General features: G+C 70.4%; 18 protein-coding genes. 4 read left to right on the top strand and 14 right to left on the bottom strand.

Annotated features, from left to right (window positions below; genetic code table 11):
- Nucleotides 1-45: 45 nt before the first annotated feature.
- Nucleotides 46-1,266, top strand: a complete 1,221-nt coding sequence (locus tag ACFSVL_RS01385) for an NADH:flavin oxidoreductase/NADH oxidase family protein (RefSeq protein ID WP_378299580.1) — start codon at nucleotides 46-48, stop codon at nucleotides 1,264-1,266.
- On the opposite strand, the gene ACFSVL_RS01390 is transcribed toward ACFSVL_RS01385, so the two are convergent.
- The 5 genes from ACFSVL_RS01390 to pdxR form a co-directional block, all read right to left on the bottom strand.
- Nucleotides 1,226-1,873: a Pr6Pr family membrane protein gene (locus tag ACFSVL_RS01390; protein WP_378299582.1), complete on the bottom strand. Its 648-nt coding sequence runs from the start codon at nucleotides 1,871-1,873 to the stop codon at nucleotides 1,226-1,228. The two genes, ACFSVL_RS01385 and ACFSVL_RS01390, sit on opposite strands and share 41 nt — an antisense overlap.
- Before the next feature lie 116 nt (nucleotides 1,874-1,989).
- Complete coding sequence (locus ACFSVL_RS01395) at nucleotides 1,990-3,294, bottom strand: S53 family peptidase (RefSeq protein ID WP_378299584.1); 1,305 nt, start codon at nucleotides 3,292-3,294, stop codon at nucleotides 1,990-1,992.
- Between the two features lie 157 nt (nucleotides 3,295-3,451).
- Nucleotides 3,452-5,011 (bottom strand): ATP-dependent DNA ligase, encoded by a 1,560-nt coding sequence (locus tag ACFSVL_RS01400; protein ID WP_378299586.1) that lies wholly within the window; start codon nucleotides 5,009-5,011, stop codon nucleotides 3,452-3,454.
- Between the two features lie 69 nt (nucleotides 5,012-5,080).
- On the bottom strand, nucleotides 5,081-6,766 hold the full coding sequence (locus tag ACFSVL_RS01405; protein WP_378299588.1) for a PstS family phosphate ABC transporter substrate-binding protein: 1,686 nt from the start codon (nucleotides 6,764-6,766) through the stop codon (nucleotides 5,081-5,083).
- 91 nt (nucleotides 6,767-6,857) lie between these two features.
- Nucleotides 6,858-8,219 (bottom strand): MocR-like pyridoxine biosynthesis transcription factor PdxR, encoded by a 1,362-nt coding sequence (pdxR, locus tag ACFSVL_RS01410; protein ID WP_378299590.1) that lies wholly within the window; start codon nucleotides 8,217-8,219, stop codon nucleotides 6,858-6,860.
- Nucleotides 8,220-8,306: 87 nt separating this feature from the next.
- On the opposite strand from pdxR, the gene ACFSVL_RS01415 reads away from it, so the two are divergent.
- Nucleotides 8,307-9,206 carry a DMT family transporter gene (locus ACFSVL_RS01415; protein ID WP_378299592.1) on the top strand — a complete coding sequence of 300 codons (900 nt, stop codon included), beginning with the start codon at nucleotides 8,307-8,309 and terminating at the stop codon, nucleotides 9,204-9,206.
- Nucleotides 9,207-9,209: 3 nt separating this feature from the next.
- Here the strand turns inward: ACFSVL_RS01415 and ACFSVL_RS01420 are convergent, their stop codons facing one another.
- The gene (locus ACFSVL_RS01420; RefSeq protein ID WP_378299594.1) at nucleotides 9,210-10,607 is read right to left on the bottom strand and encodes a class II fumarate hydratase; all 1,398 of its coding nucleotides are present in this window, start codon (nucleotides 10,605-10,607) and stop codon (nucleotides 9,210-9,212) included.
- 112 nt (nucleotides 10,608-10,719) lie between these two features.
- On the opposite strand from ACFSVL_RS01420, the gene ACFSVL_RS01425 reads away from it, so the two are divergent.
- Nucleotides 10,720-11,691 carry an NAD(P)/FAD-dependent oxidoreductase gene (locus ACFSVL_RS01425; RefSeq protein ID WP_378299596.1) on the top strand — a complete coding sequence of 324 codons (972 nt, stop codon included), beginning with the start codon at nucleotides 10,720-10,722 and terminating at the stop codon, nucleotides 11,689-11,691.
- Between the two features lies 1 nt (nucleotide 11,692).
- Here the strand turns inward: ACFSVL_RS01425 and ACFSVL_RS01430 are convergent, their stop codons facing one another.
- From ACFSVL_RS01430 to ACFSVL_RS01455, 6 genes are all read right to left on the bottom strand, one after another.
- A complete protein-coding gene (locus ACFSVL_RS01430) occupies nucleotides 11,693-12,454 on the bottom strand; it encodes a S1 family peptidase (RefSeq protein ID WP_378299598.1) in 762 nt (253 codons plus the stop codon).
- 19 nt (nucleotides 12,455-12,473) lie between these two features.
- Nucleotides 12,474-13,532 (bottom strand): class II fructose-bisphosphatase, encoded by a 1,059-nt coding sequence (gene glpX / locus ACFSVL_RS01435; RefSeq protein WP_377873206.1) that lies wholly within the window; start codon nucleotides 13,530-13,532, stop codon nucleotides 12,474-12,476.
- 89 nt (nucleotides 13,533-13,621) lie between these two features.
- Nucleotides 13,622-13,846: an exodeoxyribonuclease VII small subunit gene (locus ACFSVL_RS01440; protein WP_378299600.1), complete on the bottom strand. Its 225-nt coding sequence runs from the start codon at nucleotides 13,844-13,846 to the stop codon at nucleotides 13,622-13,624.
- Nucleotides 13,843-14,301 carry a hypothetical protein gene (locus ACFSVL_RS01445; protein WP_378299602.1) on the bottom strand — a complete coding sequence of 153 codons (459 nt, stop codon included), beginning with the start codon at nucleotides 14,299-14,301 and terminating at the stop codon, nucleotides 13,843-13,845. The genes ACFSVL_RS01440 and ACFSVL_RS01445 overlap by 4 nt, the downstream gene beginning before the upstream one ends.
- Nucleotides 14,298-15,563 carry an exodeoxyribonuclease VII large subunit gene (xseA, locus tag ACFSVL_RS01450; RefSeq protein WP_378299604.1) on the bottom strand — a complete coding sequence of 422 codons (1,266 nt, stop codon included), beginning with the start codon at nucleotides 15,561-15,563 and terminating at the stop codon, nucleotides 14,298-14,300. The genes ACFSVL_RS01445 and xseA overlap by 4 nt, the downstream gene beginning before the upstream one ends.
- The gene (locus ACFSVL_RS01455) at nucleotides 15,560-16,192 is read right to left on the bottom strand and encodes a lipid droplet-associated protein (protein WP_378299606.1); all 633 of its coding nucleotides are present in this window, start codon (nucleotides 16,190-16,192) and stop codon (nucleotides 15,560-15,562) included. Before ACFSVL_RS01455 ends, xseA begins: the two co-directional genes overlap by 4 nt.
- 150 nt (nucleotides 16,193-16,342) lie before the next feature.
- On the opposite strand from ACFSVL_RS01455, the gene ACFSVL_RS01460 reads away from it, so the two are divergent.
- Complete coding sequence (locus ACFSVL_RS01460) at nucleotides 16,343-17,353, top strand: 4-hydroxy-3-methylbut-2-enyl diphosphate reductase (RefSeq protein WP_378299608.1); 1,011 nt, start codon at nucleotides 16,343-16,345, stop codon at nucleotides 17,351-17,353.
- Between the two features lie 89 nt (nucleotides 17,354-17,442).
- On the opposite strand, the gene ACFSVL_RS01465 is transcribed toward ACFSVL_RS01460, so the two are convergent.
- Nucleotides 17,443-18,345 carry a DUF6542 domain-containing protein gene (locus tag ACFSVL_RS01465; protein WP_378299610.1) on the bottom strand — a complete coding sequence of 301 codons (903 nt, stop codon included), beginning with the start codon at nucleotides 18,343-18,345 and terminating at the stop codon, nucleotides 17,443-17,445.
- Between the two features lie 1,077 nt (nucleotides 18,346-19,422).
- Entirely contained in the window at nucleotides 19,423-20,337 is a 915-nt protein-coding gene (gene rmuC, locus ACFSVL_RS01470) for a DNA recombination protein RmuC (protein ID WP_378299612.1), read from the bottom strand.
- Between the last annotated feature and the right edge of the window lie 116 nt (nucleotides 20,338-20,453).

The following is a 20,453-nucleotide window of genomic DNA, read 5'->3' on the forward strand; positions in this document are numbered from 1 at the left end:
AGTATCCTTACTCGCGGTAAGTTAGCCGCGACGACGGGACTGCTCATGACCGACCCCCGGGATCTGCTCGCCGAACCGCTCAAACTGCAGTGCGGGGCCGTGCTGCCGCATCGCATCGCGAAGTCAGCGCTCAGCGAGCAGCTTGGCGACCGTCGCAACGCGCCTTCCGGCGAACTCGCCGAGCTGTACCGGACCTGGGCGCGCGGGGGATCCGGGCTGCTGGTGACCGGCAATGTGATGGTCGATTCCACCGCGCTCGGCGAACCGCGCAACGTCGCGGTGCCCGCCGCGCCCGATCCGGCGGCGTATCGGCCGTGGGCGCGGTCGGTGAGCGGGACCGACGCGCAGTTGTGGGTCCAGCTCAACCATCCCGGTCGGCAGAGCCCTCGGTATTTGTCGCGGCAGCCGGTCGCGCCGTCGGCGGTGCCGTTCGGCGATCGAGGGGTGCGGACGGCGTTCGCGGCGCCGCGGGCGTTGACCGGCGACGAGATCGAGGCGGTGGTGGAGAGGTTCGCGTTGTCGGCGCTGACCTTCGTCGACGCCGGGTTCGCCGGGATCCAGATCCACGGCGCGCACGGGTATCTGATCTCGCAGTTCTTGTCGCCGCTGGTGAATCGTCGCGACGACGAGTGGGGGCGCGACCGCAGCCGGTTCTTGCTTGAGGTGGTGCGGGCGGTTCGGGCCGCGGTGGGGGACCGCGTGCCGGTGTCGGTGAAGCTCAACAGCGCGGATTTCCAGCGTGGCGGCTTCGACGAGGACGAGTCGCTGCGGGTGGTCCGCGCGCTGGGCGAGGCGGGGATCGATCTGCTGGAGATTTCCGGCGGCACATACGAGCGGGCCGTGATGATGGGATCCGGCCGGGCGAGCACGCAGCGGCGGGAAGCGTATTTCCTGGACTACGCGACGAAGGCGCGGCAGATCAGCGACGTCGCGCTGATGGTGACCGGCGGGTTCACTACGGCGGCCGGGATGGCCGAGGCGCTGGAATCCGGTGCGCTGGACGTGATCGGGATCGGCCGTCCGTTCACTGTGGACCCCGCGCTGCCGGGACGGCTGCTGGCGGGCGAGGACGTGCGCGCCGAACGGAAGTGCCCGCACACGGGAATCCGGCTCGCCGACAGCCTGCTTGAGATTCAGTGGCACACCCAGCAGATGCACCGCGTCGCGGCGGGCAAACCGGTGGACCTGAAGCGTGGCGCGTGGCGGGCGCTGGCCCAGGCGGGTCTCAGCGATCCGCTGAACGCGTTTCGGCGGGTACGCGCGTGAGCCGCCGGTCGACGACCCTGGCTCCGCTCGCGAGCACGATGAAGAAGGCACCGATGAGCACGCAGTTCAGCGCGACCTGCCCGTAGCCGAGGTCGTCGGCGTTGACGAACGGGTACGGGTAGTAGCCGTCGATCGCCCCGCGGACGAGCGTGAAGACCAGCCACGCCAAGGGGTAGACGAGCGACCACCAGACGGTGCGCCATTCCAGCACGCGCGGCGCGAAGATCAGCCAGCCGAGCACGCACAGCACCGGGGTGACGCGGTGCAGCAGGATGTCCGCGGCGAGGCTGAGCCCGTGCAGCTCGTACAGCCCGGCGAGCGCGACCTGGTAGACGACGCCGGTGACCACGATCCCGACCAGCGCGTCGAGCCACAGCACGCGCATCAGCGGCGAGGTGCCGCGTCCGCGAGCGAAAGCCGCGCCGGTGACGAGGACGAGCAGGTTCGAGATGATCGTGAAGTAGGTGAACAGGTTCGCCACCCGCCCGCCGAAGCTGGCGTACCGTCCTTGCGCCGGCACCAGCGCGACGATCTGGATCACGAGCGCGGCCAGCACGACGACCGCGGTCACCCCGAACCACAGCCGGGCCAACGCTTTCGAGGACATACCGCTGACAGTACGTCTCCGCCGTGGTCCGGCCGTCCCGACACGGCCGTGATCGATCGCGCCGGGCCGGGTGAACCTGCCCGCGCCGGAGCGAGCACTGCCCTGTGGTTACCGCATCATCGCACCGCCTTCACCAGAGCCGGCACGAAGACCGACGCGTCGACCGTGCCCCAGCCGCTCGCGATGTCGTAACCCGGACCGGCCTTGAAGCCTTCGACGCCGTGCTGGCTGTTGTCGCCTTTGGTGACGTCGACGATCCCGGCCGCGGTGCCCTTCGGCCCCAGCTTCGAGTACAGCGCCGGGTTGATCTGCCCTAGCCGGCCGTGGTTGGCCTGCACCGCCAGCGCCAGCACGCCGGCGAACAGCGGGGCCGACTGCGACGTTCCCTGCACGCCTTCCATGCTGATGTCCGGGTATGCCCGCATCGTGCTGCCGGTGATCTTCTTGACGCGGTTCTGCCAGGACGGCCGTGCGTACGCCTTCGAGATGCCCGCCCCTTCGCTGAACCCGTTGTCCGCCGCGTTGACCAGGTCGTCCGGCTGGGTGCGGGCGCCGTTCGCGTCCAGGTGCAGCTGGGTGCCGCCGAGCGCGGTGACGTTCGGATCGCTGGCCGGCCAGCTCGCCACGCGGTACGGATACTTGCCGGGACCCTGCAGATACGACCCGGTCGGCCCGTCGTCGCCGGACGACGCGACCAGCGTGACGCCCGCCCGGCTCGCCCGCTCCAGCGCCGGGTCGAGGGTCTTGATCGACTCGAACGACGGGAAGTTCTCCTCGGTGGTGCCGAAGCTCATCGAGATCACGTCGGCGACGCGGTGCTCGGTCAGGTAGTCGACGGCGTGCATCATCTCCGGCAGCCCGGCGAAGCCCTGCGTCTCGGCGACCGGCGTGGCCGCGACGACGATCTTCGCGGCCGGGGCCATCGCGTGCATCATCGTGACGTCGAGGTCGGTTTCCCCGCCCCACGACTGGCAGGTGGCGGTGTCCACCCTGGGATCGGTGCACGCGGGCACGGCACCGGACGGCTGCAGCACCTCGACGTTCGCCGGCGGCAGGCCGTGTTCCCGCGAGTAGGTGTCCAGCACCTCCTTGACCTTGTCGTCGCCGAACGACACCAGCGTGGCCACCGTGGACCCGGCGCCGGTGATGCCCTGATTCCACAGCTTCGTGGCGTTGTACGCGCCGCTTTCCTCCGGCAGCTTGGCCATCGCCGCGTTGAGCCGCGCCACGCGCTCGCGCACGGTGGTCGCGCCGACGAACGACTGCGCGGCAGCCGAGAAGTGGTGTCGCGACGGCTGCTGCGGCGGCGCTGGCGCGGCACTGGCCGGTGCCGCCACCACCGAGGCGGCGAGCGCCAAGCCCGCCAGCAGGGTCATCGGCCGCCCGAACCGCCGGACGGCTGATCTCACCCGGAACGTCATGCTTTTCTCCCATCGACGCAGGCCAGTGCCCCCACTCTCGGGCACGCGGCCACCGGTGCGACATCGACTTTCGTCGGGCGTTTTCCTGAGTACAGCGGGGAAAACTGCCCAATGTCCGGAATGTGCCCGCTCATCCGGCGGGCAGGCTCGGGCACCGTCATCCGGACTCCTCGGCGGCAGGCTGCCCGGGTTCCTCCGCCGGACGGCTGCCGCGCAGCAACCCCCGGACGGTGTCGATGGTGTCGGCCTCTCCGGGCTCCTTGTCGGGCCGATACCGCACCACGCGCGCGAACCGCAGCGCCAGCCCGCCTGGATAGCGCGTGCTGACCTGAGCCCCGTCCAGCTCGATCTCGACCACCGTCTCCGGTCGCACGTGGACGGTCCACTGGTCGCGGTGGGTTTCGATCTCCTGGAACCGCTCGGTTTGCCAGGCCAGCAGTTCGTCGGTGAGCCCCTTGAACGTCTTGCCCACCATGATCGGCGGGCCGCCGTCCGGATCGCGGGCGCCGAGGTGCAGGTTCGACAGTTTCCCGGTGCGCCGTCCGTGGCCCCATTCCGCCGCCAGGACCACCAAATCGATGGTGTGCACCGGTTTCACCTTCAGCCACGCGCGCCCGCGCCGCCCGGCCGCGTAGATCGAATCGAGGTCCTTCACCATCACGCCCTCGTGCCCGGCGGCCATCGCCGCGTCGAGCACCGCGGCGGGCGATTCCGGCCGCACCGAACCGGGGATCACGTGTTCGCCCGCCACCCGGCGCAAGGCTTCGTTGCGTTCGGACAGCGGGGCGTCGAGCAGATCGACGCCGTCTAAATGCAGACAGTCGAAGAAATACGGCCGCAGCAGCAACGCCCGCACCTGTTCGTCCCGCGTGCTGCCGAACCGGCTCATCGTTTCCTGGAACGGCCTTGGCCGTCCGTCGTCGGTGAGCGCGAGGGTTTCGCCGTCGAGCACCACCGATTCGCACGGCAGCGACCGCACCAGTTCGACCAATTCGCCTACGCTGCCGGTGATTTCCCGCAGCGTGCGCGTGTACACGTGCACCTTCGCTCCCTGCCGGTGCACTTGGATCCGCGCACCGTCCATTTTGTACTCGACGATCGCGTTCCCGTGTTCCGCCGCGGCTTCTTCCAGCGATTCGGCCGGCGACGCGAGCATCGGCCGCACCGGGCGGCCCAGCTCCAGCCCGAATTCCGCGAGCGCCGCCGCACCGCCGGTGAGCGCCGCCTGTCCGGTGACCGGCAGCCGTCCGGACAGCATGAACGCGCGCCGGACCTGGTCGACCGTCACCTCGGCCGCCGCCGCGACCGCGTCGACCATCACGCCTTCCAGCGCGCCCTGCCGCAGCTCCCCGGTGACGAGCCGGAACACGAACTCCTGCTCGGCCCTGGTCAGCCGGGCGAACAGCGCGGTGAGCACCTCCGCCCGCCGTTTCACCGAACCCGCGCCACCCGCGGCCGCGACTTCGGTGAGCGCGGCGTCAACCTCGGCCACGGACACAGCGGCCGAGGCCGCGGGCTCGACGGCGAGGTCGGCGAGCGTGCGCCAGCCCGCGCCGAGCCGGTCCTGCGCGGTCTGCCCGGTGAGATACGCGATCACCGCGGGCAGTTCGCCAGGCTCGGCCGCGCGCAGCACATTGGCCAGCACGGCGATTTTCGTTTTCCGTGACCGCGTGGCCGCCAGTTCGGCGGAGGCGGTGACGAGGTCGGTGAACAACACCCGGCCATCATCACCCCGCACACCGACAAAAACTCGCGCCCCAGCCTCGGTCGGGTGAAAAAGAGCTGGTCAGGCATCCGGACGAGTGCAGTACTGGTCCAGCAGCCCCTGTTTAGTCACACACGGCGTGTACCCTGCGTCCTGCAATTCCGCCCGCGCGGTGCTGCTGCGCAGGTAGTCGATGAACTGCTTCAGCAGCGAGTCGTTCTCCGGCACGCCCTTGGTGTAGAGGTACTCCACGGTCCAGAAGCGATAGCCGGCGTCGATGCTGGTCACGTCGGGGTAGCGGTCGTCGAGCTTCGCCATGGCGACCTTGCCGTTCGCCGCCGCGATCTTCGCCGCGGGCACGTCCGCGTAGCCGATCGCGCCAGCGGTGTCGCCGACGGCGTGCAGCAGATCGTCGGTGGTGCCGCGTTCGCAGCGCACCACCGCGGCGCGCGGGTCGCGGTTCGGCGTCCGGCAGTCGTCCGACGAGAGTCCTGGCTCCGCCGCGCCGAGCACCTTTGCCTCGAAGGTCTTGCGGGTACCCGATTCCTGCCCGCGCCCGACGACCCGGATCGGGATCGACGGGCCCTCGCGCAGTTGCGCCCAGTTGGTGTATTTCCCGCTGAAGATGCCGCGCACCTGCTCGCCGCTCAACTGGTCGACGCCCACGGATTTGTTCACCACCAGGCTGTACATGAGCACCGCGACCGGTTGCGTGACCAAATCCGGCCCGGCGTCGGAAGCCTTGCCGTCCGACAGCACCGCCAGGCTGTCCTTTTGGTCCGCTGGCAACGGTCCCAGCTCGCGCACGGCGGACACGCTCCCGACCGCCTGTGTCGTGATCGTCGCGCCGGGACACTGCGCGTCGTACTCCGTCGCGATGCCCTTCATGATCCGCGCGAACGCGCTGGATCCGTGCACTGCAAGGGTTCCGCTGCCGCAGCCGGGGGCGGGCCCGCGCGACGCGGCGACGAGCAGCATGCTCAGCAACGCGCCGGTCAGCAGCACTCCGATCGCCACCGTAACAACCGGCCACGACAGCCAGCGTTGTTTGCGCTCGTCCTTGATCCGGCCGCCGCTGAGCCGTCCGGTGACGTCCAGTTCCTTCGACAGCGGCCCGCCTGGCCAGTCGTCCGGCTCGCGCAGCACGACGACGAGCTTGAACTTTTCCCGTCGCTTCAACGAAAGCTGTTCAAGCCGGACACCGTGCCACTGCGGCGGCTGCGCGGCGGGGGCGGGAGCGTCGGGCTGGCGCAGGAACCCGGACAACCGCTGTGACAGCAAAGCCCGGACGCCGGACAGTCGCGCGGTGCCGGATTCAGGCGTAGGCTGATCATGAGTAAAGAATTCAAGGCCGTTTCGAACCACCTCACGCAGACCGTCTTTGGCATCGGACACCCGCGCGTCCCACACCACTCGCCGCCCGAAGGTGAACTGCAGCGGGTGCTCCCAGTCGTCCGGGCCGATGTCGAAGCTGCCGGTGTTGCGGATGCGGATCACGACCACGCTGAGCGGCTCCAGCAGCCGCACCGTGCGGACGAGTTCCGGATCCGCTTGCACCGCGCCGTTTTCCTGGTCGCTGAGCGTGACCGGGTTGAGGCCGATCTTGGAGTTGTACAGCTCCCGGTAGATGATGCGCCTTCGCCGGATCACGTAGCGGTCGACGATCGGGGCGAGGATCGTCGCGCCCGCGATGACCGCGATCGGCACGATGCCGCGATCGGACGTGAGCACTTCGGCGAGCGCTCTCATGACCTCTCCGAAGCTCACGGTCGCCTCCCCCTTGCCCGCTCCCGAGAATGTCCACAGTAAGCGTCAGCGAAGGGACCCCTCCCCAGTGCACCAGGTGTTCACCGGCGGTTCAGCAAGCCGACGCGATCCGCTCCACGGCGGCGCGGAGCCGGTCCGGCGCGAGCGCGGCGTACCCGAGCACGAGGCCCGGATATCCCGTCGCGGTATGGGAATAAGTCGACAAGGCCGGGGCGTGCACGCCTGCCACAGCGAGTTTTTCCTGCACCCGCACGTCGTCCGTGCCGTCCGGAAGCCGGACGACCAGGTGCAGGCCGGCGGCGATCCCGACTGGCTGCCACCCCGGCAGCCGCTGAGCGAGCGCCTCGATGAGCGCGTCGCGGCGCGCGCGGTACAGCCGTCGGGTACGGCGCAGATGCCGGTCGTAACCGCCAGTGGCGATCAGGTGCGCGAGCGCGGCTTGCGGGAGCGGCGGACAGCCGAGGTCGTGCATTTCCTTGACCCGGGCCACGGTGTCGCGCAGGCGGCGCGGTGGAATGAGCCAGCCGATTCGCAACGCCGGCGCGAGTACCTTGCTGACGCTGCCGATGTACGCGACGTGTTCCGGCGCGAGCGCGCGCATCGCACCGAGGGCGGGGCGGTCGTAGCGATGCTCGGCGTCGTAGTCGTCTTCCAGGATGAGCCCGCCGGTTTCCGCCGCCCAGGCCAGCAGTTGCCGACGGCGTTCGGGATGCAACGCCACGCCGAGCGGGAACTGGTGCGCGGCGGTTACCAGCACGACGGAACAGGCCGAAGTGGACAGTGCGGAGACATCGATTCCCTTGTCGTCCACCGGAATTCCCGTGGGCTCCAGCCCGTGGTCGCGAAGGAGGTTCGCTTGGCCGTGGTGGCTCGGGTCCTCGACCGCGATGCGCTGGTCCGGCAACGCGTCCGCCAACAACGACAACGCTTCCGCGGCACCGCCGGTGATCACGATGTCGTCCGGGTTCGTCGGCAGCGCCCGGACGCGCCCCAGGTAGGCGGCCAGTTCCGCGCGCAACGCGGGATGTCCGGTCGGATCGGGGTAGCCGAGGCCGAGATCGGGCGTCGCGTTGAGGGCTTCCCGTTCGGCGGCAAGCCATTCGGCCCGGGGGAACGCCGACAACGCCGGAAGCCCGGGGCGCAGGTCGAACTCCCAGGCCTGCGGTTTCGCCGCGCTGGCCTGAGGATTCGGCGTGGGCTCGTCGATCGGCGCGACGCGAGTGCCCGAACCGCGCTTGCTCAGCAGATACCCCTCGGCGGTGAGCTGCTCGTACAGCGCGGTGACGGTGCCGCGCGCGACCCCGAGCTGGCGCGCGAGATCCCGGCTCGACGGGAGCCGGGTGCCCACCGCCAGCCGCCCGGTGCGGATCGCGTCGCGCAACGCGGCCTCGACAGCGCGGCCCCGGCGTCCTCCGGTGGCGGCGGGCAGCAACAGCTCCCGGATGGTTTCCACGAAACGACAGTACGGCGAAGTGGTCCAGTTCGGCCAGGGTCGAGTGGTCCTTCTGAATAGACCACTCGCGGTTGAAGACTGGGCTGCGTGAGACGGTCGATGGTGCTTTCAGGGGTGGCCGGCGCGGTGCTGGTCGGCGGATCAGTGCCGGTCACCGGCATGCTGGACGGGTATCCGGTGATCACCGGGCAGGCGTTGCGGTACGCGCTCGGCGGCGTTCTGCTGCTGGGCTGGGCGAAGGTCACGCGCAGCCCGCTGCCGAGGCCGAAACTCGGCGATCTGCCGACTCTGCTCGGCCTCGCCGCGACCGGGATGATCGGGTTCCAGGCCTGTCTGCTGCTGGCGCAGCGCTATGCGGAACCCAGTGCGGTAGCGGCGTTTCTCGGGGCCAGTCCGCTCGTGCTCGCGTTGATCGCGCCGATGCTCGACGGTCGCCGTCCGTCCGCCGCTCCGATCGCCGGCTCGGTACTCGCTGGGCTCGGCATCGTGGTCCTGTCCGGCGGCGGATCCGCTTCCGCGCCAGGGCTGTTGCTAGCTGCGCTGGCGATGTTGTGCGAAGCGTCGTTCACCCTGCTCGCGGTGGGATTGCTGCGTCGGCTCGGGCCGTTGGCGACCTCGACGTGGGGCTGTTTTACTGCCGCGGCAAGCGGGGCGGCGGTCGGGACGGCGGTCGATCCGGCCGGGGCCTGGCGGTGGCCGAACCCGCGCGAACTCGTCGCGTTGCTGCTGCTGGCCGTCGTGGTGACCGCGGTGGCTTTCGTGCTCTGGTACAGCTGCGTCGTGGCACTGGGCGCGGACCGGGCAGGCGTGTTGATCGGGCTGATGCCGGTGTCCGGGCTGGTCGTGGCGGTGTTGCTCGGCGCGCAACAGTTCGAGCTGACGGACCTGGCTGGCGTCGCGCTCGTCGCCGCTGGAGTCGCATGTGGACTGTGGAAACGCGAAGCGGCTCGCCCGGAATTGCCCGAACGAGCCGCCACGACCTGCTGAGCGTTACTTGCCGCCGCGCGCCATCCGCAGCACGTCGAGCGCCTCGTCCAGCTGCGCTTCGGTGAGCTTGCCGTCGCGGACGTGCCCGCGCTCCAGCACGACCTCGCGGATCGTCTTGAGCTCCTTGAGCGCCTGCTTCGCCACCGCGGCCGCTTCCTCGTAGCCGATGTACTTGTTGAGCGGCGTGACGATCGACGGCGACCCCTCGGCGTACTGCCGGGCGCGCTCGACGTTCGCGGTGACCCCGGCGAACACCTTGTCCGCCAACAGCCGCGAGACCGCCGCGAGCAGCCGCGCCGATTCGAGCACGTTGCGGGCGATGACCGGCAGGTTCACGTTGAGCTGGAAGTTGCCCGCCGCACCGGCGAACGCGACCGCCGCGTCGTTGCCGACGACCTGCGCCACAACCTGCAGCGTCGCCTCCGGGATGACCGGATTGACCTTGCCCGGCATGATCGACGAACCCGGCTGCAGGTCCGGCAGTGCGAGCTCGGCCAGCCCGGTGCGCGGCCCGGAACCCAGCCAGCGCAGGTCGTTCGCGATCTTGTTCAGCGACACCGCGACCGTGCGCAGGTGGCCGGAGGTCTCGACCACGCTGTCCTGTGTCGCCTGCGCCTCGAAGTGGTTGCGTGCCTCGGTGAGCGGCAACCCGGTGATCTGCGCCAGTTCGGCCGAGACCGCCGCGCCGAAGCCGTCGGGCGCGTTGAGGCCGGAGCCGACCGCGGTGCCGCCGATCGGCAGCTCGCCCAGCCTCGGCAGGCCGGACTGCAGCCGCTCGATGCCGAACCGGATCTGCGCCGCCCACGCTCCGGCCTCCTGGCCGAGCGTGATCGGCACGGCGTCCATCAGGTGCGTGCGGCCGGATTTGACGACGTCCTGCCACTCTTCGGCGCGCGCCTCGATCGCGCCGGCGAGGTGCTCCAGCGCCGGGACGACGTCGGTGAGGACGGCCTCCGTGGCGGCGACGTGGATCGTGGTCGGGAAGGTGTCGTTCGACGACTGCGACGCGTTGACGTGGTCGTTCGGGTGCACGTCGCGGCCGAGCGCGCGGGTGGCCAGCGTCGCGATGACCTCGTTCGCGTTCATGTTGGACGACGTGCCCGAGCCGGTCTGGAAGACGTCGATCGGGAAGTGCTCGTCGTGGCGTCCCTCGGCGACCTCGTCGGCGGCCTTCGCGATCGCGTCGGCGACGTCGGCGTCCAGGACGCCGAGACGCGCGTTCACGCGGGCGGCGGCGGCCTTCAACAGGCCCAGCGCGCGGATCTGGGCGCGCTCGAGACCGCGGCCGGAGATGGGGAAGTTCTCGACGGCACGCTGCGTCTGCGCGCGGTAAAGCGCGTCGACCGGGACGCGGACCTCACCCATCGTGTCGTGTTCGATCCGGTATTCCTGTTCAGCCATACCCCCGATTCTGGCCCCGATTCAGGTTTCCGGCCGGGTGTTGTCGCCCACCCCGGTAGGCTCGGTTGTGTTCTCGATCACCGCCACCCACCACTGGCATGGAGCGAGCCTCATGGATTACGACCTCGTCGTCATCGGAGCCGGTCCCACCGGCCTCTTCGCCGCCTACTACGCGGGATTCCGCGGCCTGTCGATGGCCGTCGTCGATTCGCTGCCCGAACCGGGCGGCCAGGTCACCGCGATGTATCCGGAGAAAATGATCTACGACGTCGGCGGGTTCGCCGCGGTCCGCGGGCGGGATCTCGTGCAGGGCCTGGTGGACCAGGCCGCGCCGTGGAAGCCGGACTACCTGCTCGGCCGCAAGGCGGAAAAGCTGGAGAGCGTCGACGGAGGCCTGGAGCTGACTCTCGACGGCGGCGACGTGCTGCGCGCGGGCGCGGTCCTGATCACCGCGGGCATCGGCGAGTTCACGCCCCGCCCGCTGCCCGCCGGCGACGGCTGGCTAGGCCGGGGGATGGTCCACTTCGTGCCGTCGCTCGCGGCTCACGCGGGACAGCACGTCGTCGTGGTCGGCGGCGGGGATTCGGCGTTCGACTGGTGCCTGGCGCTGCATCCGGTCGCGGAGAGCGTGACGCTGGTGCACCGCCGTGCGAAGTTCCGGGCCGCCGAATCGATCGTGCGGCAGGTGCGGGAGCTGGGCGTGCGGCTGGTCACGGACGCTGAGGTAGCCCGGTTCGTCGAAGCTCCGGACGGTTCGCTGACGGCGGTCGATGTGACGGTGAAGGGCGGCGCGGACGAGCAACTGCGTGCGGACGCGGTGGTCGCGGCTTTGGGATTTACCGCGGATCTGGGGCCGATCGAAAGCTGGGGGCTGGAAATCGATCACCGGGCGATCGCGGTGGACTCGACGATGGCGACGCCGAGGCCGCGCGTTTACGCGGCGGGGGATGTGGCGGCGTATCCGGGGAAGGTGAAGCTGATCGCGACCGGTTTCGGGGAGGCGGCGACGGCGGTGAACAACATCGCGGTGGCGTTGAATCCGGAGGCGCACTTGTTCCCGGGGCATTCGAGCAACGTCGAGTGAATCAGCCGGTCTTCTCCGCGATCCACGGCTGATACGCCACCGCGGACGTCGCGATCGAAGGAGCCGACCCGCACGTCGACGACCGGTTCCCCGGGCGGCTGACCATCCCGGCCAGCGTCCACCGGTCGCCGTCGCGGAGGAGTTCCGGGCCGCCGGAATCGCCGTAGCACGAACCGGATCCGCCGGGGCTGTCCGTGCACAGCTCGGACGTTCCGTCGAACGCCGCCGTGCATTTCGCGCCCGGCACCAGCTTGGTGTCGAGCTGGCGCAACGACTTCGCGACCGGGCCGCAGTTCGGTGTCGCGCACGTCTGGCCCCAGCCGATCACCCGGACCGCGGTGCCCGGCGCGGCCGAACCGCCGATCGCGATCGGCGCGGTCTTCACCGGTGCGGTCAGCCGGATCAGGCCGATGTCGCCGGTCTGTGTTTCGGCGTTGAAATGCGGATGCAGCACGAATTCCGCGGCCTTCGGCGTTTCCCCGCCCTGATCCGCGTCGTTGCTGCCGACGCGCAAGCCCATCGTCGCCGGGTCCTTCGCGGACAGGCAATGCGCCGCGGTGACCACCCAGGTCGGCGTGATCAGCGAACCGCCGCAGAACAGCGCGCCGCCCGAGGTGTGCAGGGACACCGCGAACGGGTACGGCTGGTCCGCGTCAGTCCCGCCAACGATCGACGGCACAGATGGCTCCGCCGAGGCGCTGCCCGCGCTGAGCACGAGTCCGGTGAGGACAGTCAGCACCAGCGCGAACAGCCGTTTCGACACCGGGAAACTCCTTGGCAGATCAGGGAAGCGGAGGCACCGCGCGCTCGTCCTCGTCGAGGTCGAGATTGCCGTCGAAGTTGACGGACGAGTACGCCCGCAGCTTCTCGAGCCGGTGGTAGCCGTCGATCATTCTGACCGTCCCGGACTTGGACCGCATGACGATCGACTGCGTCGTCGCGCCGCCCGCCCGATAGTGGACGCCGCGCAGCAGGTCGCCGTCGGTCACGCCGGTCGCGCAGAAGAACACATTGTCGCCGGTGACCAGGTCGTCGTTGAGCAGGATCCGGTCAAGGTCGTGGCCTGCGGCGAGCGCCTTCTCGCGCTCCGCGTCGTCCTTCGGCCACAGCCTGCCCTGCAGTTCGCCGCCGAGGCACTTCATCGCGCACGCGGCGATGATGCCCTCGGGCGTGCCGCCGATGCCGAGCAGCATGTCGACGCCGGTGGTCGGCCGGGCCGCGGCGATCGCGCCCGCGACGTCGCCGTCGGAGATGAACCGGATCCGGGCTCCCGCCTCGCGGACCTCCTTGATCAGCTGGTCGTGCCGCGGCCGGTCGAGGATGCAGACTGTCACGTCGCTGACGCTGGAGTTCTTCGCCTTCGCCACCCGCCGGATGTTCTCCGCGACCGGGGCGGAGATGTCCACCTTGCCCGCCGCGTCCGGGCCGACGGCCAGCTTCTCCATGTAGAACACCGCGGACGGGTCGAACATCGCGCCCCGCTCGGCGACGGCGAGCACGGCCAGCGCGTTCGGCATGCCCTTCGCCATCAGCGTGGTGCCGTCGACCGGGTCGACCGCGACGTCGCAGTCCGGGCCGTCGCCGTTGCCGACCTCTTCGCCGTTGAACAGCATCGGCGCTTCGTCCTTCTCGCCCTCGCCGATGACGACGACGCCGCGCATCGAGACGGTGGAGACGAGCTGGCGCATCGCGTCGACAGCTGCCCCGTCGCCGCCGATCTTGTCGCCTCGGCCGACCCAGCGGCCGGCCGCCATCGCGGCTGCCTCGGTCACCCGCACCAGTTCCATGGCGAGGTTGCGATCAGGCGCTTCGCGTCGGCTGCGGTCACTGGCGGTGGTCATGGTGGCCTCCCGGAACACGGTTCGTCAGCGGGTGCCTAGTCTGTCAGATTACCGGGGCACATAACCGATTCAGCCACGCATGGTGCACGTCACTCTGTGTCGTCGTCGGTCTCCACCGAGGCCAGCGCGGCCTCGATCCGCTCGCGCGCGCCTTCCAGATGCCGCTCGCACACCTTGGCGAGCCGCTCGCCCTTTTCCCAGAGTTCGAGCGACTGCTCCAGGGAAAGCCCGCCGGCTTCCAGTTCCTTCACGACCTCGACGAGCTGATCGCGGGCCTGTTCGTAACCGAGTCCGACGGTATCTGCTTCGCTCACGTTCTCCGACCTTGTGGTGCACGGGGCTGTTGGCGCAGACTACCGCGTCCGGCGGGGCTTCCGGGGACGCTCGATCGGGCCCGTTGCGGGCAGGCGACCACCGCGCTGGCCATCGCGTGGTCGTACCCGACGAACGCCAGCGCGAACTCCTGCCCGTCACCGTCCGCGATGGCGTCCTCGAGGTTCTCCTGCGCACTGGCCACCCGCCGCCGGTGCCCGGTTCCCTCGGCGAACCACCACCGGACGCCGACGTGCTCGGACGTCGCTTCGGACAGCCGCCTGAGCTGCGGGGCCAGCCCGCGCCGGGCCGCGGTGCCGCAGCCGGCGAGCAGCGCGGTCCAGCATTCGCCCGCCGCATGGTCGGTGACCAGGGCCTGCCGCAGCAGCGGGACGGCGTTGAGCCGGGCGGCGGCGTCCACCGTGAGCGGGAGGAACGCCGGGGCCCGGTGTGTCACGGCCGGTCTCCTTCGGGTGCGGGGGTCGTCGGCTCGACGGATTCGGCCACCGTGTGGACCGCCCCGTCGGCGACCCGCACGCGCAGCTGCGCTCCGTCCTCGATCTGGGAGACGGAGCGGAGCACGTGGAGGTTGCCCGCGGAATCAGTGAACTGCACGACGGCGTAGCCGCGCGCCATCGTGGCCGCCGGGCCGAGCGCGGCCAGCTTGCCCCGCGCGTTCGCGACCTCGGCCTGGTCCTTGGCGAGCAGACCGAGCATCGCGCGACGGCCGCGTTCGCGATGCATCTCGACGTCGCTGAGGCGGCGTTCGATCGGGCCCAGCGGATCGGCCAGTGACGGACGGCTGCGCAACTGGGTCAGCAGCCGCGTCTCCCGGTCGACCCAGCCGTGCAGCGCGCGACGGCCGCGGTCGCGCATCTGCCGCACCCGCGCGGTTTCCTCGCGGACGTCCGGCACGATGCGCTTGCTCGCGTCGGTCGGGGTGGAGCAGCGCAGGTCGGCGACGTGATCGAGCAGCGGGGTGTCCGGCTCGTGCCCGATGGCGCTGACGATCGGCGTGCCCGCGGCCGCGACCGCCCGGCACAGCGCTTCGTCGGAGAACGGCAGCAGATCCTCGACGCTGCCACCGCCCCGGGCGATGACGATCACGTCGACGTCCGGGTCTTTGTCCAAGATGGACAGTGCGCGGAGGATCTGCGGCACCGCCTGCGAACCCTGCACGGCGGTGTTCAGCACCTTGAACAACACGTGCGGCCAGCGTGCCTGCGCGTTCGCCAGCACGTCCCGTTCGGCGGCCGACGCGCGTCCGGTGATCAGCCCGATCCCCTTGGGCAGAAAGGGAATCGGCCGTTTCCGTTCGCGTGCGAACAGGCCTTCGGCGGCCAGCAGCTTGCGCAGCCGTTCGATCCGCGCGAGGAGTTCGCCGATGCCGACCGCGCGGATCTGGTCCGCGCGCAGGCTCAACGTGCCGCGGCCGAAAAAGAACGACGGCTTGGCGTGGATGACCACACGGTCGCCTTCGCGCAGCGGGGTCGGGAGTTCGCGCACCAGCCACATCGGACAGGTGACGGACATCGAGACGTCCGCGGACGGGTCGCGCAGGGTCAGGAACGCGGTCTGCGTGCCGGGCCGCGCGTTCATCTGCGTGACCTGGCCCTCGACCCAGACGTCGCCGAGCCGGTGGACCCAGTCGCCGATCTTGCGCGCGACGGTGCGGACCGGCCAGGGGTTCTCCGCGCTGGTGGCGGGATCGTTGCTCACTGGCCTTCCGCGGGGTCGCCCGGCTGTTCCTCGGCCTTGCGCGCGTTGCCGATCCGCCGGGCGAGCATGCCGACGAACGACGCGCGGCCGGCGTTGGCCTTCTCGTACTCCAGCAGTTCTTCCAGCTGCGGCACGGTCAACCGGCGCAGCCGGGCGCGCAGCTGCGGCAGGGTCAGCTCGTCGTAATTGCCAAGGCCGGCCGGGCCGGAGCTGTCGTTCTCGCCCTCGGGGTGCTCCTCGGCGAGCGCGCGGGTCTCTTCGACCCACGGGTCGTCGAGGGTTTCCTCGGAAAGGTCCGGCGGCTGCGTGCGGTGGCCGTTGGTGCGCGGCTCGGGCAGGTCGCCGACCGGCACGAGCGTGGGCCGGGACGGGGCGAACTCGGGTTCGGCGTCCTCGTCGAAGGTGGCCCAGCTGGGCGTGTCCTCGACCGGGCGCAGCATCGACAGCGCGTCGTCGCCCTTGATGGCCAGCTCGGTGACCTGCTGCTGGACGCGCATGGACAGCTGCAGCACCTGGCTCACGACGGTGACCGGCAGGCCGGTGAGCTGCTTCGGGAGCTCACGAACCCGCTCGGCGGTGGTGACGGCGAGGCCCGCGGCGACCCGGAGGGGGAGCGGGAGTGGCTTCATGGGTCCAGCGTGCCGCATCAGGGCCGTCCTGCCCAACCGAACGGGTGGCCAGGGGCGCCGGACGTGACGCCCGGCACAGCCTGAATGGCCGCCGCCATCATCCGAACGAGGACTTCAACCCCGGATCGGCACTGCCCGTACCCTGGAGGCATGACTTCAGCGAGTCCCGGAACCGAACCCGCCGGTACCCCGACGATCACCCGGTCCGGCACCGCCAAACGCGTGCTGCTCGCGAAGCCGCGCGGTTACTGTGCCGGCGTTGACCGCGCGGTCGTCGCCGTCGAGAAGGCGCTCGAGCTGTACGGGCCGCCGGTGTACGTGCGCAAGGAAATCGTGCACAACCGGCACGTCGTCGAGACCCTGCGCGATCGCGGCGTGATTTTCGTCGACGAGACGTCCGAGGTGCCGGAGGGCGCGCTCGTCGTGTTCTCCGCGCACGGCGTCTCGCCCGCGGTGCACGCCGAGGCCGCGGACCGGAACCTGCGCACCATCGACGCGACCTGCCCGCTGGTCACCAAGGTGCACAAAGAGGTCAACCGGTTCGCCAAGGACGACTACGACATCCTCCTGATCGGGCACGAGGGCCACGAGGAGGTCGAGGGCACGGCTGGCGAGGCACCGGACAAGGTGCAGCTGGTCGACAAGCCCGAGGACGTCGACAAGGTGGACGTGCGCGATCCGTCGAAGGTGATCTGGCTGTCGCAGACCACCCTGTCAGTGGACGAGACGATGGAACGCGTCGACCAGTTGCGCGACCGCTTCCCGACTCTCGCCGACCCGCCCAGTGACGACATCTGTTACGCCACCACCAACCGGCAGGTCGCGGTCAAGGCGATGGCCCCGGAGTGCGACCTGGTGCTGGTCGTCGGCTCGAAGAACTCGTCGAACTCGAAGCGGCTGGTCGAGGTGGCGCTGAAGGCCGGTGCGTCGGCTTCGCACCTGATCGACTTCGCGTCGGAGGTCGACGAGTCGTGGCTGGAAGGCGTGTCGACGGTCGGGGTCACGTCGGGAGCCTCGGTGCCGGACGTGCTGGTGATGGACCTGCTGAAGTGGCTGGCCGAGCGCGGCTACGGGCAGGTCGACGAGGTGACTACGGCGAACGAGAAGATCGCGTTCGCGCTGCCGAAGGAATTGCGGAAGGCTGTTAAGCCGGAGTCCTGAGCCTCCGCGGATTCCTTCTGGCACAACGAAAAGGCCGCCGATCCCGGTGCTGGGATCGGCGGCCTTTTCGTTGTGTCCTATGTGCCCGCTCAGCCTTCGTCGTCCCAAGGACGCTGACGGCGCGGCGGTTCCCGGCGAGGCGGCCGCGGACGCCCGGGCGGCGGCTCGTCCCCACGCGGCCGACGACGCGGCGGCGGCGCGTCCCCTCGCGGATCGCGACGACGCGGATCGCCCTCCGGCGGCCGGGGACGACGCCCCTCCGGCGGCGGCTTCCGGCCACCGCGCGGCGCGTTCGGGTCCATCGGCTCCCGCCGGGGACGCGCACCCGGGTCAGCCGGCGGACGCGGACGTCGCGCCGGGGGCGGTGGCGCGTCAAGGTCCCGATCACGCGGCGGGCGGCGACGGTTGCCCGGAGGCGGCGTCTGCCCGGTACGGCCAGCCGTCGGCCGCGAGCGCGGACGGTTCGGGGCCTTCTCGTCGTCCCCGTCCCGATCGCGCGGCAGCTTGCCGTCCTTGATCTTGACCGGCGCGTCCGGGTCGCGTTCGCGGTAGATCCGGAAGAAGCCGAACAGCAGCGTGACGCCGGTGGTGACCGCCATCGTCGGGAAGCCCTTGATCAGCGGCGTTCCGATGTTGAGCAGCTTCGACAGGGTGTCGTTGGCCTCGGGACCCCCGCCGGTCAGCAGCACGACGCCCGGCACGGTGACGGCGAGCACCAGCGGCGGCTGCACCATCGGACCGAACAGCCCGCGTCTTTGCACGGCGCCGACCGCGATCACGGCCCCGAGGAAGTAGCCCGCCTTGAAAACAAAACCGAGGCTGCCGGTGGACTTCTCGTCGATGATGGCGCCGAGCACTGCCAAGCCGAAGCCCACGAGGACAGCCGCCCACCAGGGCAGGCCACGCCTCGTGCCGACGACGAGACGCTCGTCCCACGGCACGGGGGCGTCATCGGCATCAGGATCGCTCTGGCGATCGCGTATCGCGGTCACGAGGCACACCGTAGCCCGTACTTGTCACGATCTTGTTGGCACTGCCGAGGACAGCACGAAGCAGCCACTCGACCGCATGATCTTTCGCTCGGCCGAGCGGTACTCGCGGTGCGGCCTGCCAAGCCCGCTGCGCCGGACGGGGAATCAGTGGACCAGACCTCTGACCAGCGGTGATACCGACGGTATGGTCCAGCCGCCCGATTCCCGGCCCCGCGCCGACCCCAGGCTATGCCACCAGCCGACCCCGGCGACGGCGGCGTCACCGGTCCTGTTCCGGAACATTCGCCGTCCTGGAACTTGACCGGGAATTGACGTCCCCGCGAATCGCCTGAGCGCCCCGATCCTGCCCGCGCGACGTCGGAACCCTGCCCTTTCACTCGCCTCGGCAGCGGTGTCCAAGCTGGACGTCGCCGTTCGTTCCGGGCAATCCGGACTGGCTATCTGGCCTGTCAGTCCGGACTACGCGGTCAGGCTCGTCCGTGCTCGCTGGATGGCCGGCGCTCAGCGGGGTCGCTCCCGACCGCCTGCGGACGCCCGCCGCCGTGCACAACGACGCCCCGAACCGCGCGGCCACTCCGCTGCGGGCTCGGCCGAACGCCGCCGCTCCCGCTAAGGGTCGGTTCGCGCACGCTGCTGCTCCACTGCGGGGCCGCTCGAACGCTGCCGCTCCGCTATGGGCGCGCCCGAACGCCACCGTTCCGCCACGGTCTCGCCCGAACGCCGCCGCTTCGGCTAAAGCGCCGTTCGAACGCGGCCGCTCCGCCTAAGGATCCGCGCGAACGCAGCCGCTCCGGTGAGCGAGCTGCCGCTCCCGTTAGAGAGCCGCCCCGCTGAAGGGCCGTTCGAACGCCGCCGCCGAACCCACACTCGCCAAGCTGCACAGCCACCGTTCCGCAGGGACCGCGCTCCACCCGAAGGAACTGCCGGGCTAAAGCGTCCCGCCTCCCGTCGACTCCAGGCGGTCATCCCGACGCCGAACCTCCCGACATCGAGCGATCCCACCGGACCTGCCCGCGAGTGCGTGCCATCGACCGTCCGATCGCGACTTGTCGAGCCCGCGGCCATCGCGCCGCAACCTCAACCAGCTGCCACCTCGTCTCCCTTCCGCAGTTGTGGCACCGGTGCCGGACTGCCGGACGCGTCGGTGAGCGGCGCGACCGTCGCACGGAACGACTCCAGCGCCTCGAGTTCGCGCCGGCGGGCCGAGACGAAGCGCTGAAGGTGCGTGCTGGACAGATTCAGCGCTTCGACCGCATTGCCCGCGGCCCGATGTGCGGCGGCGGCGCCCGCGCGCACTTGCTCGACGTCCTCGACGAGCGCCCGGTCGCTGGCGGCGAACAGCGCCGCCGACGCGAGCACCCCGAATCCCGTGGGGCCGCACAGGAATACGCGGCGGTCGATGAGCCAGCGCAGCAGTTCGGGATCGGTGTCGAGGGCGGCGACGACGGCCGCGTCGGACGGGACGAACATGACGGTGCCGTAGATCGCGTCCGCCCAGCGCTGATAGCCCTTGCCCGCCAGCTCCGCCGCGCGGGAGCGCAACTGCCGGACGTGGACGCGCAGCGCGTCGAGCCGTTCTTCCGGGTCGTCGGTCTCGACCGCCTCCGCCCAGATGGCCATGCTCGCCTTCGCGTCGACCGGAACCGCCCGGCCGCCGCCGACATTCAGCACCAGGTCGGGTTTCGCGCTTCCGCCGCCGCCCAAATCGGTCTGCAGGGTGAAGTGCAGTCCCTCCCGCAGTCCGAGTGCGCGCGCGGTCTCCACGAGCACCTGTTCGCCGAGTTCGCCGCGGCCGTGGATCGACGCGAATGCCACCTCGTACCGGCGCAACGCGAGCTGCTGCTGGTCGCCCTTCGCGCGCTCCGCCGCCACGAGCCGCGCGGCCGCGTCGGCTCGGCGCATTCCGTCGTTGTACAGCCGCCACAGCACGACGACCGCGACGCACAGGAGCAGCGCGAGCACGACGGCCGCGGTGGTGATCACCGTCTCCACCCGGTCCTCCTCTCGGTCGGGTCCGTCGGGTGTCCGGACGCGAGACATCATGGCGGACGGCACCGACAAAAACCGGCACCCGTGGTCGCGCTGCGTAGCTGACCTGCGACTTTGCA

It is taken from the genome of Amycolatopsis silviterrae, from assembly GCF_042684085.1.
Lineage (GTDB): Bacteria > Actinomycetota > Actinomycetes > Mycobacteriales > Pseudonocardiaceae > Amycolatopsis > Amycolatopsis silviterrae.